This is a genomic window from Fimbriimonadaceae bacterium, assembly GCA_019638795.1.
Taxonomy (GTDB): domain Bacteria; phylum Armatimonadota; class Fimbriimonadia; order Fimbriimonadales; family Fimbriimonadaceae; genus JAHBTB01.
In genome coordinates, this window is record JAHBTB010000001.1 from 487,288 (window position 1) to 500,861 (window position 13,574).

Sequence of the window (13,574 nt, forward strand, 5' to 3'; positions counted from 1 at the left end):
TTAACCTCCTATCTTCAAGAGCTTGATGGTGAAGACGCACGGCTGGTTACCCGTGATCGATTGGTTGCCGGCACCACCGAAGACGAGGGCAGGGGGCAGAGTCAGCTTGCGCTCGCCACCGACCTTCATGCCCCGGATACCGAAGTCCAGACCCCTGATCATCTTGTCCTTGACGCCCGACGTCTCGCCCACCTTGACGGTCACCGGCTTCGAACCCGACGGTCGTTTCTCAGAGTTGTCGAACTCAAGGCCGTTTATGTATTCGCCCTTGTAGTGGAACGTGACCGTGTCACCTTCCTTGACCTCGGGCCCGGTGCCGACCTTCAGGTCGTCCTTGTCGTACACCGTCTCGTCACCTTTCTTGACGACATAAATGACCTTGACGTCGAAATTCAGGTCGGCCTTGGCCGGGATCTTGCCGCTTCCCTCCGGCCCATAGGCCAAGTTGAACGGAATCTCCAACTTGCGCTCGCCGCCCTGACGCATCCCGACGATGCCGAGGTCCCAGCCCTTGATGACGCCACTCGTGCCGGGGGTGTCAGCAAAGCGGACCATCAACGGCATGTCGTTCGGCCCCATGTTGGCGTCGAACTCCTTCCCGTCGCGGAAGGTGCCGCGGTACAAGACCCACACCATGTCCCCTTTGGCGACCTCGGGCCCGTCGCCGACCTTGACGTCGGTCTTGACGAGTTCTTTCAGAGGGGGAAACTTCTGGGATTCATCTTTGGCCGTGCTGCCGTTGCAACCGACAAGGGCGGCACCCAGCAGGGCCAGACAGACGGTCCGACGCATGGGACGCATGGTACCAGCCTCCCGCTTGAGTACACTGAGGGCCCATGGCCGCCAAGGTCGCAAAAGCGGACGGCCCCCGTGGGCCAGCCACCATTTCCAACCGAAAGGCTGGGTTTGACTACCACTTCGTCGACAACGTCGAGGCCGGGCTCGTCCTTGTCGGTTCCGAGGTGAAGAGCCTCTTTCTCGGCCGAGCCAATCTCACCGACGCTTTTTGCCGGGTCCTTGACGGGGAGATGTGGTTGCTCAATCTTGACATCGAGCCCTATGACAAGGCGTCGCGGTTCGGCCATGAGCGAAGGCGCGACCGCAAGCTGCTCCTTCACCGCAAGGAAATCGACGTCCTCGCCCGCAAAGTCCAGGAGAAGGGCCTCTCCCTGATCCCCACCAAGATCTACTTCAAGGACGGCAAGGCCAAAGTCAATATCGCTTTGGCCCAAGGCAAAAAGGACTACGACAAGCGGGACTCCATCAAAGAGAAAGACCAGCGCCGCGCCCAGCAACGCGGCCTGGAAGACTGAGGCTCAGGCGGTCCGCGCCGTCCACATGCGGGCGAAGAGCGAACGGAACACCTCGACCGGGGGCGTGAACCCTGCGTCGGCCAAATCGGCCAAGTATTCGTCAGGGCTGACGGCCACGACGTCCTCGTGGAATCCCTGGACGATGTCTTCCACCTTCTCGGCGTCGAACCCCATACCCAGCACCGACCGCCACAGCGGTTCGTGGGCCCCGGCGACCAGAGCGGCCTCGACGAGGAGGCCGCCTGGTCTCAAGCGGCGGCTGATCTCACCGAAGTGGCCGGCGCGGCCCCGCGGCAAGAAATGCGCGACAAGGAGCTCGGTGGCCACGTCAAACGGGCCGTCGGGGGCATCGGCGACGCCGCCACAAACCAAGGTGACTCGGTCGGCCAAGCCGGACACGGTGAGTTTGGCCCTGGCGATATCGAGCATGTCGGCCGACACGTCGACGCCGACAATGGTCGCGTCGGGGTGGTCGTGGGCCAAGGCCACCGCCTCTTCACCGGTGCCGACCCCGACCACAAGGACCCGGCGCACGTTGTGCTCCAGCAAGGCAGCGGCGCGGGCCAGCCGGTGCATCGCCTCGTAACCGACGACGATCCGCGAAATGATGCGGTCATACCGCTCGGCCCGACCGTCGTCGAAGAGCGGGGTCGTTTCGGCCATGCAAGGAGATTATGCCCGACCGCCGTGACACGGACGGCGCGTCGGCCGTCTGATGCAATGGATGTCCCGGTTCTTGCGCGCTCTTCTCCTCCTTGCCACCAGCGTCCTGCTCGTGGCGGGCCTCGTGGCCGCGCCAGTCCAGGAGAAACCCGCTAAGGGCGAGACCTGGATGGTGATGAAAGTCGAGGGCCGCGGCGAGGTCAAGATCAAACTGGAAACGGCCAAGGCGCCCAAGGCGACCGCCCATGTCATCGCACTGGCGACCCAGGGCTTTTACAACGGCCAGACGTTTTTCAAAGTGATCAAGGAGCCGCGGCCGTTCCTGGTCCAGTTCGGCGACCCCGGCTCGCGAGGTGACACCAAGCAGGAACTGGGCCAAGGAGGCTCAGGCAACCGCGTGCCGTTCGAGGACAGCGGCCTGTCCAACGTCGAGGGTGCGGTCGGACTCAGCACCTTGCCCCGGGACCCCAACAGTGGCGACAGCATTTTCTACATTTGCCTCGCCGAGAGTCGGTTCCTGGACGGGAAATACACTGTCTTCGGCCATGTGGCCTCGGGAATGGACGTGGTCAAGGCCGTGAAGGAAGGCGACAAGGTATCTTCCGTCACGATTCTTCGTGGCTGAAACCCACCGATCCGCCACCGGCGTCTGGCGCGCCGTGCTGCTCCGGCTCCTCTATGGGCTTGTCAGCCTCGTTTTTATTTCTCTCGTCACCTTCATGGCCGACGAGATTGCGCCCGGCGACGCGGCCACGGCGGTCGCGGGGGAAAAGGCGACGGTCGAACAGGTCGACCGCCTCCGTCACCAAATGGGCCTTGACCGGCCTTGGCCGGTGCGCTACTTCGAGTTTGTCGGCCATGCGGCGAGGTTTGAGTTTGGCAAGTCGTATTTCGGCACGAAAGAGCCGGTCAACACGATCATCGGACGGGCCTTGCCCCTCACGCTTCTCCTCGCCGGATCGGCCATCGCCCTCGCCACCATCCTCGGCCTTTCCCTCGGCACCTTGGCGGCGATCTGGCGCGACCGCCCTCCCGACCGGCTGACCCTCACCCTCAGCACCCTCGGCGTGACCGTGCCCAACTTTGTCCTCGCGCCGATCCTGGTGTTCATTTTCGCCGTCCGAATGGACGTCCTCCCCACGACGTGGGAGGTCAAGAGGGTCGCCCCCGACTTCTTCTACCTGGTGCTCCCCGTCATCGTCCTCGCGGCACGCCCCGCGGCGTCGTTGACCCGCCTGACCCGGGCAAGCATGGTGGACACCCTGAGCCAAGAGTTCGTCCGCTTGGCGGTCGCGAAAGGAGTCCCTCCCTGGCAGATCTACTTCAAACACGCCCTGCGCAACGCCGTCCTGCCCGTGCTCACGTCGATCGGCACCAGCTTCGGCTACTTGCTGACCGGGTCGTTCGTCGTCGAGACGATATTCACGATGCCCGGCCTGGGGCACGCCGCCATTGACGCCATCCTGAAAGGCGACACGCCGGTCATCTTGGCCTCGACCCTCGTCTCCGGCGCGCTGTTTGTCCTTGTGAACCTTCTTGTCGACATGGCGTTACCCGTCATCGACCCGCGAATCCGGGAGTCTCAGATATGAGCCTGAAGCGCAACTGGATGTTCTGGTTGGGCATCAGCTACCTCGCCCTGATGGTGCTGTTCGCGATCTTCGGCCCCAACATGCGCCACGCCTGGAACGACCCGATCGGCCCGGCCCGCTTGGGCCCCAGCGCCGAGTACTGGCTGGGCACCGACGAACAAGGCCGCGACGTTTTCGCCCGCCTTGCCTATGGCGCCCGCCTCTCGCTCACAATCGGCCTGACCGTGCAGGTCATCGCGGTGGTCGTCGGGGTCGTCGTGGGGGTCCTGGGCGTCTATGGCCCGCGCTGGATCAGCAACCCGCTGATGCGCCTGACCGACGGCATGTTCGCCTTTCCCGACCTGCTGTTGGCGATCATGCTGGTGGGCCTCTTTGGCATGGGGGCCGGGCCGGTCGTCGCCTCACTTTCCATCGCGGCCTGGCCGTCGGTCGCCCGCCTGGTGCGGACGCAGGTGGCTTCACTCAAGGACAGGGAGTTCGTTGTCGCCGCCCAGGCGATGGGGGCACGGACGCCGTACCTGGTCGTCAAGCACATCCTGCCCCACCTGGCCGGTGTCCTCCTCGCTGTCATGATGGTCGATGTCGCCGCGACGATCCTGAGCGAGAGCACCCTCAGCTTCCTGGGCATCGGCGTCCAGCTACCCGAGGCCAGTTGGGGGAGCATGATCCAGACCGGCAACCTCTACATCAGGAACCAGCCCCTCCTCCTGCTCTGGCCGTGCCTCGCCTTGTCACTGACGATTTTCGCCCTGAACTTCGTCGGTGACGGCCTCAGGGCCATGGCAGACCCGAAAGGGTCCGAAACCCGCTGACAAAAATGTCCACCCGGCCGACACCGGGTGGACATTTGCGGTTTCCTGGCCGACTATCCTACTTCGCGGCGGTCCATGCCTTCCACAGGGCCTGCTTCGCAAGGTTGCCGTCGGTAGCTGGGGTCACCCGGTAGCTGGCGACCTTGTTCTCCGCCACCTTCACGGTGGTCGTCTTCGTCTCCGTCCCCCGCTTGTAGGTCACCTCGATCGCGTCCCCGATCTTGGCTCCGGTCGCGGCCACACTGACCGCCCTGAAGCCACGGAAGCCCGACTCCACGTTGTCCTTGCCGACCTTGAGCACCACGTCACCCTTTTGCAGGTCACCGGACTCGCCGTTGGTCTCATTGACGACGACGGGGGCGTCGGCCCCCGTGACCGTGACGGTGAAGGGCATGCGCGGCAACGACCGCTCGGTCTTCTCCATGTTGACCCCGACCTTGGCGAGTTCTTCCTCGACGGGTAGTTCGCCCGGCGTCATGATCCACTTGTCGTAAAGAGCCCCGAACTCAGGCCCGCCATGCTTGATGAGCGTCGTCCGGATGCCGTCCTCGGGAAAGCCGGGCTTGCCGTTGCACTGGGCGAAGAGGTCGTGGACCACGTCGTCCAGCGTCACCTTACCCGCCGACCGGTCGCGTAGCTCGATGTCAAAGCACATCCCCGCCAACCATCCGAAGGTGTAGTAGTCGAGGCGGTTACCGGTGGAGCTACCCCGGCCGTTGTCGGCCTGGTCCAGTGTGTAGCTGGCGTCGTAGATCGTCGAAGTCAGGCGGGCGGGGTTCCGCCGCGCCGCCGTCACGTGCCGGGCGGCTTCTTCCTGGATGAACTCCGGTGCGGCCAGGCCCGAACGGGCCAGGGTGACGCTGGCATAGTAGTCGGTCACGCCCTCCAGCCACCACAGGGCCCCCGTGCGGGGCAACCTCTGGTAGTCAAAGGGGCCGAGGACCGAGCTTCGGATCCGCTTGACGTTCCAAGCATGGAAGTACTCGTGCGCCATGACGCTCTTGGTGCCCGTGTTGAAGCCGGTCGCCATGCCGACTTGGGTGCTGCTCAGGTGCTCCAGACCCCAACCGCCACCGGGCGAGTCCATGACCGAGACGTGCCAGACGTACCGGTCGAACGGCAGCTTGCCCCAGAACTTGACCATGAAGTCGCTGATCTGGCTCAGGGTCTGGACGACTTGGGGTCGCTTCAGTTTGTCGACCGGGCCGGAGTGATAGACGATGGTGTGGGGCACCCCGCCCGACATGTACATGTCGTGAGGGAGGTCACCGGCGCTCACCGGGTTGTCGGCCAAAACGTCGTAGGTCGGGGCGTAGAAGCTGTTCTTCCCCGAGTCAGGGTTCAGGCCGACATAGACGCCCCAGTCCGAGGGGCACACCACCTTCAGGTGGCAGGGCTCGTCCTTGCGGCCGACCAGGTACAGGTACGTCGAAGGGCCGGCCAGGTGGAACCGGTCCTTTACCGGCCCGGTGACGGTGTAGCTCGCTTCGACTCGTTGCGCCTTGTCGACCGACACCTTCCAGGTCTCTTTGTTCGGTTTGGCCACGGTGAGCGGCTTACCGTCTTCTCCGACCATCCGGAAGTCGGCGACGCGGGCGGCGTAGTCTCCCAGGCCGTAGGCACCCGGCGACCAGCGCGGTATCTGGAGTTCAGTGTCGCCCTTGGCGGCGTCGAAAGCGATGCGGACGACAAGACCCTTGGCGCCCGGGGCGGCTTGGACCGTGTACCAAACGTCGGCCTGAGCGATGCCTGCGGCAAGAAGGGCGCCGATGCCCAACAACCAGTTCTTCATGGCGAGGCCGGTATACCTTCCGGGTGTCCCCGATAGGAAAGGGTGGGCGAGCGTATTCGCCTCACGGGGACCAGGACCGCCCGGACCCGGACGGCAAACTGCTGGCGATGAACGGTTACTTGGAGACGTGGCGGTTCACCCGCGGTCGACTGGCCCCCAGCTGGGAAGACCTCAGCGAGGCCCAACTGGCGTGGAAGTCGCCCGAAGGTGAAGGTCCGATCGCCGACATCCTCGCCCACATCGCCGGGTGCGAGCATTTCCTGGGTAAGCGCCTATTGGGCGAGGATCCCCGCGCCACGGAGCGCGACGCGAAGCTGGACGACAGCGCCAGAGCCGTATTCTTGAATGACGACCCGTTCCCCTGGGGGGCCGAGGAAATGTCCAAGACAGGCCTGCAGGCGATGCTGGACGAGACCGCCGCCTCGACGGAGCGCGCCCTTAGCGACGGGTTGGCCCGGAACCACGACTCCGACCAAGACAGCCCGCTCGGGGCGACGATCAAGGGTTCGGGAGCGGCCCAGCGCATGGCCCAGCACGCCGGATACCACACCGGCCAAATCTGGATGGTCCGTCGCCACCCCCAGTTCCCGAAAGACTGAACCGGTCGGCTGGTATCCTTGGCGTCCGATGTTGGGCCGCAGACCACCGGCGAGCGAACCGAACCCGAACTTCATTCAGTGCCAGAGTTGTAAGAAGACTCTGTTCGCCGCCGAGTTCGATTCCAACCTTCGCGTCTGCCCGTCGTGTGGGTTTCACCACCGACTGACTTGGCGTCAGCGGGCCGAGTACACCTTTGACAAGGGCTCGTTTATCGAAACCGACACCGGACTTGCCTCGCTGGACCCGCTCAACTTTCCTGATTACGCCGAGAAGCACGGGCAGGCCCAAGCCAAGACCGGAATGGCCGACAGTGTGGTCTGTGGCACGGCGAAGCTGGAGGGCAGACCGGTGAGCGTCGCCATCAGTGACTTTCACTTCATGGGCGGTTCGATGGGGAGCGTCGCTGGTGAGAAGATCACGCGGGCCCTAGAGCGCGGGGCCGAGGAAGGCATGCCCGTCATCATCTTTTGCGCCAGCGGCGGCGCACGCATGCAGGAGGGCCTTCTTAGCCTGATGCAGATGGCCAAGACGACCGCCGCCGTCGAACTCTGCCGCACACGCGGTGTGCCCTACATCGCCGTCTTCACCGACCCGACCATGGCCGGAGTCCTGGCCAGCTATGCCTCGGTGGCCGACGTCATCTTGGCCGAGCCCAAGGCCCTTGTCGGCTTTGCCGGCGCACGGGTCAGTAAGCAAGCCCAGGTCGTCAAGGCACCGGACGACTTCCAGACGGCGGAGTTCGTCCTGCGGTCCGGAATGCTCGACCGCATTGTCAACCGGCGCGACATGCGCGGCACCCTCTCGGCCCTGGTCCGCCTGCTTGGCGGCCACCTGGACCGAACGGAGGCCCACGTTGGCTAAGAGTTGGAAAGAATGGGAAAAGCCGATCCTTGAGCTCGAGGAGGGGATCGACAAACTCAACCAACTGATCGCAGTCGAGCGCGACTTCGAGAAGAAGGCCGCCCTGACCGTCCGGGCCCAAGAGTTCACCGAGAAACTCAACAAGTTCATCGACGTCCGGTACAGCCGTCTCGGCCCGTGGGAGAAGGTGCTCGTCGCACGTGCCGAGACGCGGCCCTACACCTTGGACGTCGTCGCGGCGGTCTTTGACGAGTTCGTGGAGTTGGACGGCGACCGCCGCGTCGGGGCCGACCACGCCGTCGTCGCCGGCCCGGCTTCCCTGGAGGGCAGACCCGTCATGGTCGTCGGCCAGCAAAAGGGCCGCAACATTCAGGAGCGCACCCACCGCAACTTTGCGATGGCCAAGCCCGAGGGGTACCGCAAGGCGATCCGCATGTTTGAGATGGCCGAGCGGTTCCGGATGCCCGTGGTCACCATCGTCGACACCCCCGCCGCCGACCCCGGCGTCGAAAGCGAGAGCCGGGGCATCAGCGAGGCGATCGCCGCTTCGATGCTGGCGATGTTCGGGCTCACCGTGCCCGTCGTCTCCGTCATCATTGGCGAAGGCGGGAGCGGAGGGGCCATCGGCATCGCGGCGGCGAACCGGGTGCTGATGCTTGAACATTCGGTGTACAGCGTCATCCCGCCCGAAGGCTGCGCCGCCATCTTGTGGCGTGACCCGGCCAAGGGCCCCCAGGCCGCCGCCGCCCTCAAATTGACGGCCCAGTCGGCCTTGGAGCTTGGATTGGTCGAAGAAGTGATCCCCGAACCGTTCGGCGGGGCCCACCGCGACCCCGGCGAATCAGCGGCTCGGGTCAAGGAAGCGCTTGTGCGCCACCTTGCCGAAGTCGGGGCCGGCTCCCCAGCCGAAATCAAGCAAGCACGATACGACCGCTTCCGTGGCCTGGGGCAGTGCACGGACTCGTAGCGGACCTCGATCACCGACAGAGGCCACAATAGGGCGTGCCCGACTTCGCCGCCCTCGACCGTGAACTGTTCCGGGCGGTCCACATCGGATGGCACCAAGACTGGCTGGACAAGCCCTTCTTGCTCGTGACCTACACGGGAGACGGCTGGCAACTGGTGCCACTCCTCCTCGGCCTCTTCAAGAAGGAGTGGCGGCCGACGCTCCTGCCCGCCGTGGCCAGCTACCTGCTTGCCGGGGCGGTGCGGATCGTGATCATGCTCGGCGTCAACCGGGAGCGGCCAAGCAACTTGGCCTTCGCCCACCCCCTGGAGCAGATCACCGGCAACACCAGCTTCCCCAGCGGCCACACGACGACGACTTGGGCGATCGCCTTGGCGGTGGTTCTCTTTTGCTCCGGCCCCCGGGCGAACTGGATCCGGGCCGCAGTGGTCGCCTGGGCCGTTCTTGTCGCGGTGAGCCGGGTGTACATCGGCGTCCATTATCCGACCGACGTGGTGGGCGGGGCCGCCCTAGGGGCCCTGGCCGCCGGTGTCGTCCGCCTCGTGTGGCCCGCCCCCCGACCAACCACGGAAGGCGACTCCGGCATCAAGGCATAGGGACGGTCAGGTCCTGAACGTGCAGTCGATGACGACGTCCTTGATGTGCGCCTTCGTCCGCAGGATCTTCGAGATGATCTCGACTTCCTTTCTTGCGTCGGGGGGCCCACCCTTGATCACCCCGATGGCACCGCGGATATAGCAGACGCCGTGGGTCACGCGCAGGTCGGCGCGGGTCGTGTCGAGCATCCGCTTGCTGAACTCTTGCCGCACCATCTTGTTTGCCGCGACGTCATTCGGATCGGCCATGGCGTGATTGTACTAGCGGCGTCCTTGCGCCGCATGCCCGGGAAAAAAAGAAACCGCCCCCTCACCACGTGGCGAAGGGGCGGTTCTGGGTCCAGGTCAGGCGCTGGGCTCTTCCGCGGCGGCTGACTGCATGCCCGAGGCCATGCTGCCCCGCTTCGACCAGTAGATGGCCACGGCCAAGGCGACGGCGGCAATAACGGTCACGGTGATGAGCACGCCTTGCGACCACGGTTGGATGACCTGCGGCGCGATGAGCAACGCGACCAGGTTCATGACCTTGATGAGCGGGTTCATCGCAGGGCCGGCGGTGTCCTTGAACGGGTCGCCGACCGTGTCGCAGACGACCGCGGCCTTGTGCGCGTCGGTACCCTTGCCGCCCCACAGTCCGTCCTCGATCAGCTTCTTGCTGTTGTCCCACATGCCGCCCGAGTTGGCGAGCATGACGGCCAGCAACTGGCCGGAGAGGATCGCACCGGCAAGGAAGCCGCCCAAGGCCTGGGCGCCGACGAGGTTGTACTCCACGCCGCCGATGTTGGTCGTCGGCTGGCCGATGGCGAAGCCGAACGCGACCAGCACGGGGAAGCCGATAGCCAGGATGCCCGGGCCGATGAGTTCCTTCTGCGCCGCGGCCGTGACGATCGCCACGCACTTGGCGTAGTCGGGCTTGCTCGTGCCCTCCATGATGCCCTTGTCAGCGTGGAACTGCCGACGGACCTCGTTGATCAACTCGAAGGCCGCCCGGCCCACCGCGTTGATGGAGAACGCGGAGAACAAGAACGGGGCCGCGCCGCCGATGAGCAGGCCAAGGAAGATCTGCGGGATCTCCAACCTCATGCCGGCCTGGGCCAGCTGGCCTTCTTCGACAAAGGCATGGAACAACGCGACCGCGGCGACGACCGCCGTCGCGATGGCAAAGCCCTTGGTGAGGGCCTTGGTCGTGTTGCCCGCGGCGTCCAGCAACTGGACGCGACGCGCACCTTCCGCGTTCTCGTGGCCGGCGCCCGACATCTCGAAGACGCCCTGGGCGTTGTCGCTGATCGGGCCGAAGGTGTCCATCGCGAGGATGAACCCGGTGGTGGTCAGCAATCCGAGGCCGACAAGGGCGATGCCGTAGAAGCTCAGGATGTACCCGCCGTACACCGCCGCCGGGAAGACGACGAGCGGGACGATCAGTGACAGGACGATGGCGAACAGGCTGAACACCGAGCTCTCTTGGCCGTAGGCAAAGCCAGAGATGATCATCGGGGCCGGGCCCGCGCTCGCCATGTGGCCGAGTTCGTTGACCGGCTTCTTGTGCAGGCTGACGTAGTAGTCGGTGAGGGCCTCGAAGGCGAACGCCATGAGGACGCCGAAGAGGATGCAGACGAGGAACGTCCACCAGGGGACGACCTTGCTGTCGACCTTGCCCGTCGTCACCGTGGCCGGCTTGGGCTGGACCGCGTTCGGGTCGGGCTTCTCAAAGAAGCCCTTCACCTTGTCGACGGAGTCCTTATAGACCTGCAGGTTGGTCCGCAGGTTGAACACCGGGACACCCTTGCCCTGGGTGTCGACGCCAAAGGCGAGGGAACCGTCCTTGGCGGCGAAGACCTTGACGGGGAGCGGGGTGCCGACGGGCACGACTTTGTTGCCCGGCGTCATCTTGGTGAAGCTCTCGAACTGGGTGGTCTTCTCCTTCTCGGTCATCGGCCCGACGAAGGTGTGGATCGTCTGGACGTTGTCGACCGGCTTGGAGTCGGCACCCATGCTCGGGCTGTTTTGGGTCAGTTCGACCTCATAGACAAAGAGCGGCTGAGCCTTCAGATACTCGCCCAGCGACTGATAGCTCGGCTTTTCGTTCGGGTTGGCCGGGGGGACGGCGACGGTGTAGGTGCCCGCGACACCCTTCGTGTCGGAGAGGTCGACCGCCGAGTATTTCGGCTCGTTCTCCGGCACCTTGGGAAGCTGGTCTTCCGACATGCCGAGGATGCTCGTGACGAGTTGCTCGGTCTGCTCGCGCATGCCGAGGTCTTCGATCGCTTTCTCCTTCAGGATGTCCGTCGCCTTGACGTCCTCGACCTTCTTGCCGTTGGCCTTGGCATAGTTGGCTCGGGTGTCGCGAATGGTCTTCACCGTGTCGACGACAAGGTGGGCCTGGCTGACGAACTGGTTGGTGTTGACCTTCGAGCCGGTGCCGCCCATCATCACAAAGGCGAGGGCAAGGGTGCCGACGACGCTGATGACGGCCGAGCTGACAAAACCGCGGCGGATCGACTTCAACGGGTCGTCGTTGAGGTTGTCGCTGCCTTTGACCATGAAGATGCCGATGATCGAGGCGACGATGCCGATACCACGGGCCATCAGGGCGAAGAGGACGAGTTTCATCCAGGTCGCTTGGTCGAAGATCACCGCCGTGGCGGCGCCCAAGACGATCGCGGCGACAAGGGTGACCTCGTAGCTCTCGAAAACGTCGGCGGCCATGCCGGCGCAGTCACCGACGTTGTCACCCACGTTGTCGGCGATGACGGCCGGGTTACGCGGGTCGTCCTCGGGGATGCCCGCCTCGACCTTGCCCACCAAGTCGGCGCCGACGTCGGCGGCCTTGGTGTAGATGCCGCCGCCGACGCGCATGAACAGCGCCGCGAGCGAGCCGCCGAAGCCGAACCCGACCAAGAGTTTGGTGGCGTCCGCGCCGGCAAAGAGGAAGATGAGGGTCGCGCCGAGGAGTCCGAGGCCGACGGTAAGGAGACCGGCGATCGCACCGCTCAAGAACGCCGTCTCAAGGGACGACTTGTAGCTGGTCAAGGCGGCGTGGGCCGTGCGCATGTTGCCGTTGACCGCCGAGTCCATGCCGACGTATCCCGCGATGTAAGAGGCACCGACGCCAAGGATGAAGCAGACGACCATGAGGATGGCCACGGTCTGGCCAAAGGTCGGCTGATACATGAAGAACAGGAGGACCGAAAGTATGAGGATGAAGACACCCATCAACCGGGCCTGCTGCCGCAGGTAGGCCAAGGCACCTTCCCGGATCGCCCGGCCGACCTCCTGCATCCTCTCGTCACCGGGCGACTGGTTGAGGATCTTGCCCCGGATGTAGAAGGCGGTGGCGATGGCGACGACACCCAAGGCCAACGAGATGTACAGCATCATCTTGTCCTGGGCGGAGAAGACGAGCTTCACGTCGGCTTCGGACGCACAGGCCATGGCCGGGACAAAGAGCGTCAAAAGGAGGGATAAGAGCCAGGCGAGCGGCTTCCTGCCGGTACGCCCCAATTGGGCCAAGGTCGTCATTGATCGGATCTCCATCGCGGTCGAAAGCTTGTCGGTCCGCCCTCGTCCTTACAACGTGAAGGGGCCTGACAAGGCCCCCGGGGCGTCCGTTCCGAGGCACGATACCCGAACTGAACTTGATCCGACTAGGCGGGCGGCCTCAGCCGTTCGACTCTTTGAAAAATGCTTGCGCCCCGTGAGACTCGATCTGCGCCTTGAGCATCTCGGCCTTCCGTCGGGGGATGCCGCTCAAGAGCGTGACCGGAGCCTCTTCGATGATCTGCTTGACCTGGTTCCGGTTTAGGGCGAGCATGTGTTGGAGGCAGTTGATCACCTCTTCATGCTTGTTGCCGGGGTCGGCGAGGGTCAGGTCGTACGGCGCGTTGTCGTCACTGGCCGCATACGTCGAGAACGCCTTGGTCGGACCGTCCTCGTCGTCGGTGGCGATGGGGATGACGCGGTCGCACTCCTCACAAATGAGCCCGGTGCTCTTCTCGCTGTAAAAGTTGAGCGTGTTGCAGTAGCCGCACCGTACCTGGAACACGCGGAGCATCCGGCCGTCCTGGAGCGGCACCATCCGGTTGCAGTGGACGCAGCGGAAGTCGCTGGTCGGTTGTTCGACAAGGTGGTTCTTCTTATTACAGAACGGGCACTCGACGGTGATGTCGGGGATCTCGCGCGTCTTGTTGTACTGGACGACGGCGTAGACCACCGCGGCAAGGCCGGCGACGAGCACCATGATGCCAAAGACCAGCCACAGTTGGAAGTAAGCGAGGATCACGACCGCCGCTCCAATGGCGATGACCCCCGGGATTCCCGCCATCAGGGCGCGCTGCACGTACTCTTCTTTGATGTCGCTGCTGCGTCGAGACTCCGACAT

General features: G+C 64.5%; 14 protein-coding genes. 8 read left to right on the forward strand and 6 right to left on the reverse strand.

Going from position 1 to position 13,574, the window contains the following annotated elements:
• Positions 1 to 792 (reverse strand): FKBP-type peptidyl-prolyl cis-trans isomerase, encoded by a 792-nt coding sequence (locus KF857_02415; GenBank protein ID MBX3110837.1) that lies wholly within the window; start codon positions 790 to 792, stop codon positions 1 to 3.
• Between the two features lie 44 nt (positions 793 to 836).
• Here KF857_02415 and smpB point away from each other — a divergent pair, with 44 nt between their 5' ends.
• Positions 837 to 1,313: an SsrA-binding protein SmpB gene (gene smpB, locus KF857_02420; GenBank protein ID MBX3110838.1), complete on the forward strand. Its 477-nt coding sequence runs from the start codon at positions 837 to 839 to the stop codon at positions 1,311 to 1,313.
• Between the two features lie 3 nt (positions 1,314 to 1,316).
• Here the strand turns inward: smpB and KF857_02425 are convergent, their stop codons facing one another.
• Positions 1,317 to 1,976 (reverse strand): class I SAM-dependent methyltransferase, encoded by a 660-nt coding sequence (locus KF857_02425; GenBank protein ID MBX3110839.1) that lies wholly within the window; start codon positions 1,974 to 1,976, stop codon positions 1,317 to 1,319.
• Positions 1,977 to 2,037: 61 nt separating this feature from the next.
• Between KF857_02425 and KF857_02430 the strand changes: the two genes are divergently transcribed.
• The 3 genes from KF857_02430 to KF857_02440 are packed head-to-tail and all read left to right on the forward strand — an operon-like array spanning position 2,038 to position 4,380.
• The gene (locus KF857_02430) at positions 2,038 to 2,601 is read left to right on the forward strand and encodes a peptidylprolyl isomerase (GenBank protein MBX3110840.1); all 564 of its coding nucleotides are present in this window, start codon (positions 2,038 to 2,040) and stop codon (positions 2,599 to 2,601) included.
• Positions 2,594 to 3,568, forward strand: coding sequence for an ABC transporter permease (locus KF857_02435; GenBank protein ID MBX3110841.1), 975 nt, complete (start codon positions 2,594 to 2,596; stop codon positions 3,566 to 3,568). Before KF857_02430 ends, KF857_02435 begins: the two co-directional genes overlap by 8 nt.
• Positions 3,565 to 4,380 carry an ABC transporter permease gene (locus KF857_02440; protein ID MBX3110842.1) on the forward strand — a complete coding sequence of 272 codons (816 nt, stop codon included), beginning with the start codon at positions 3,565 to 3,567 and terminating at the stop codon, positions 4,378 to 4,380. The genes KF857_02435 and KF857_02440 overlap by 4 nt, the downstream gene beginning before the upstream one ends.
• Before the next feature lie 58 nt (positions 4,381 to 4,438).
• Here KF857_02440 and KF857_02445 read toward each other — a convergent pair whose 3' ends face one another.
• A complete protein-coding gene (locus KF857_02445; protein ID MBX3110843.1) occupies positions 4,439 to 6,172 on the reverse strand; it encodes a M61 family metallopeptidase in 1,734 nt (577 codons plus the stop codon).
• 107 nt (positions 6,173 to 6,279) lie between these two features.
• Between KF857_02445 and KF857_02450 the strand changes: the two genes are divergently transcribed.
• From KF857_02450 to KF857_02465, 4 genes are read left to right on the forward strand one after another with little or no spacing between them, the layout of a single operon-like run.
• A complete protein-coding gene (locus KF857_02450) occupies positions 6,280 to 6,771 on the forward strand; it encodes a DinB family protein (GenBank protein MBX3110844.1) in 492 nt (163 codons plus the stop codon).
• A 28-nt stretch (positions 6,772 to 6,799) separates the two neighbouring features.
• Positions 6,800 to 7,633, forward strand: a complete 834-nt coding sequence (gene accD, locus KF857_02455) for an acetyl-CoA carboxylase, carboxyltransferase subunit beta (GenBank protein MBX3110845.1) — start codon at positions 6,800 to 6,802, stop codon at positions 7,631 to 7,633.
• The gene (locus KF857_02460) at positions 7,626 to 8,600 is read left to right on the forward strand and encodes an acetyl-CoA carboxylase carboxyltransferase subunit alpha (GenBank protein MBX3110846.1); all 975 of its coding nucleotides are present in this window, start codon (positions 7,626 to 7,628) and stop codon (positions 8,598 to 8,600) included. The genes accD and KF857_02460 overlap by 8 nt, the downstream gene beginning before the upstream one ends.
• Before the next feature lie 35 nt (positions 8,601 to 8,635).
• Positions 8,636 to 9,196 (forward strand): phosphatase PAP2 family protein, encoded by a 561-nt coding sequence (locus KF857_02465; GenBank protein ID MBX3110847.1) that lies wholly within the window; start codon positions 8,636 to 8,638, stop codon positions 9,194 to 9,196.
• Positions 9,197 to 9,202: 6 nt separating this feature from the next.
• Here the strand turns inward: KF857_02465 and KF857_02470 are convergent, their stop codons facing one another.
• From KF857_02470 to KF857_02480, 3 genes are all read right to left on the reverse strand, one after another.
• The gene (locus KF857_02470) at positions 9,203 to 9,445 is read right to left on the reverse strand and encodes a hypothetical protein (protein ID MBX3110848.1); all 243 of its coding nucleotides are present in this window, start codon (positions 9,443 to 9,445) and stop codon (positions 9,203 to 9,205) included.
• A 96-nt stretch (positions 9,446 to 9,541) separates the two neighbouring features.
• Complete coding sequence (locus tag KF857_02475; protein MBX3110849.1) at positions 9,542 to 12,730, reverse strand: sodium/proton-translocating pyrophosphatase; 3,189 nt, start codon at positions 12,728 to 12,730, stop codon at positions 9,542 to 9,544.
• Positions 12,731 to 12,854: 124 nt separating this feature from the next.
• On the reverse strand, positions 12,855 to 13,574 hold the full coding sequence (locus KF857_02480; GenBank protein MBX3110850.1) for a ribosomal protein L7/L12: 720 nt from the start codon (positions 13,572 to 13,574) through the stop codon (positions 12,855 to 12,857).